This is a genomic window from Aequoribacter sp. (assembly GCF_965659035.1).
Lineage (GTDB): Bacteria > Pseudomonadota > Gammaproteobacteria > Pseudomonadales > Halieaceae > Aequoribacter.
This window is the reverse complement of record NZ_CBFHWH010000163.1, coordinates 1-1,957: the sequence shown is the minus strand read 5'-3', so window position 1 is coordinate 1,957 and position 1,957 is coordinate 1. Positions and strand designations below refer to the sequence as shown.

Annotated in this window: 2 protein-coding genes; both read right to left on the bottom strand. The window is 52.1% G+C overall.

The window, feature by feature from the left end; translation table 11 throughout:
* Positions 1-1,170, bottom strand: a 1,170-nt coding sequence (gene dapC, locus ACTF5Z_RS12055) for a succinyldiaminopimelate transaminase (RefSeq protein ID WP_438985849.1), incomplete at its 3' end; no start/stop codon positions are given.
* A partial coding sequence (locus ACTF5Z_RS12050; protein ID WP_438985848.1) for an ACT domain-containing protein occupies positions 1,167-1,957 on the bottom strand: 791 nt, incomplete at its 5' end. The genes ACTF5Z_RS12050 and dapC, both read right to left, overlap by 4 nt.

The following is a 1,957-nucleotide window of genomic DNA, read 5'->3' as shown; positions in this document are numbered from 1 at the left end:
GGCGATGCGCTCTGCAGCCTCGACACAGTCCTCGACAGAGGCGACGAGAGCGAGACGTAAATAGCCCTTGCCGGGGTTGCGTCCATCGACGCCACGTCCTAGATAGGTTCCGGGTAAGGCGGTTATGGCAAATTCTTGATACAGCTGCCGGGCGAATATTTCGTCGTCGATAGGCGTGGGTAGCCAAATGTAAAAGCCGCCCTCAGGATAGCTGAGGTCGTAGAGGTCTTTGAGGCTGTCTAATACTAGCTCGAATTTTGTACGATACAGCGAGCGGTTGGTCACGACGTGCTGCTCGTCTTGCCACGCTGCAATGCTGGCATATTGGTGATAAATCGGCATGGTGCAGCCATGATATGTGCGGTACTGCAGATAGGAGCTCAGGATCGTAGCGTCGCCAGCAACAAAGCCAGAGCGCATACCCGGTAGGTTCGAGCGTTTTGATAAGCTGTGGAACACCAAGCAGTTGCGGTAGTCCTCGTTGCCGATTTGGGCGCATACCTCAAGTAACCCAGCAGGAGGGGTGTTTTCCGCAGGATAGATTTCGCTGTAACACTCATCCGAGACGATAACAAAATCGTGTTGCAGGGCTTTTTCAACTAAAAAACTCAGCGTGCCGCGATCAATGAGCCCGCCCGCGGGATTTCCTGGGTTGCAGATATAAAGCAAGTCGCAGCTTGCCCAATCGTTATCTGAGAGCGATTTGTAATCAGGCTGATGATTGCAGTCCGCTTCGCAAGGCAGAAGTTTTAAAGTTGCACCTGCCATTAAGGCCGCGCCCTCATAGATTTGATAAAAAGGGTTGGGTGCAAATACGGTGCTCGGGCGTGTCGGAGAGCAAATGACTTGGGCGATAGAGAAGAGAGCCTCTCGAGTACCATTGACGGGTAATACCTGGGTTTTGGGGTCGAGCGTTGGTAAGTTGAAACGAGCGCACGCCCAGCAACTTATAGCGTCGCGGAGTTCGGGTAGTCCAAGAACGGTCGGATAGTTAGAAATCGTCTCGATATGCTGGTTCAGAGCTTTGAGCACGTGCTCGGGTGCTTGGTGCTGAGGCTCGCCAATGCCAAGATTAATAGGTCGTAGACTGGGGTTTGGTTCTAGGTCCTCAAACAAGTTGCGCAGACGCGCAAACGGATAGGGCTGCAGGGCATTTAAATAATCATTCATGCGGAGGCATTTACCTGAGAGTCTAGGGTGTCGCGTATGGCGGTTTCAATTTGTTGACAAAGATCTGGGTCGGTAATGGGATTCTGCTGTGCGTCGGTAATAAAAAACAAATCCTCCACGCGTTCGCCCAGGGTCTGAATTTTAGCGGTTTGAATTTCAATGCCAAATTCGACAAAGACTCTTCCAAGGCGAGCCAGCAGACCTGGGCGATCGGGAGAAATTACCTCAAGTATTGATAGCCCCTTGTCGTGGTCTTGCGTTATTTGGGCACGAGTTGGAATCGAGAACGACTTGAACTGGCGCGGCGTCCGACGAGTCGCAATGCCATTGGTTTTGGTGCTCTCGGTCAGGGCCGTCGTTAACTCTGAGATGACGTGTCGCGTACGCTGGGCGTCGTGTTCAATGGTTTCTCCTGAGGAATCGAGCACGAAAAAAGTATCCAGCGTCATGCCACCCGAGGCTCCGTAAATGCGGGCATCGTGAATGCTTAAATCTAATTGTTCCAGTGTGGCGCAAATCAAAGAGAATAGATGCGGGCGACTGCGAGCGTGAATAAACATCTGTGTCGCATTAGCGACGCTTGAGTCGTTAGTGTGCTTGGCCAACACTAGGGGTGTGCGTTGGTCATGGTGACTTGCTATGGCTTCGGTATGCCACGCGATGTCTTCAGCGCGTTCTCGCAAGAAATAATCATCTCCGCGCTGGAGCCACAAATCTTCTAATTCCTCGGGGGTGAAGCCGCGGTATTCCAGCAATTTAATCGCGGACTCTCGGGTTTCTTTGATCC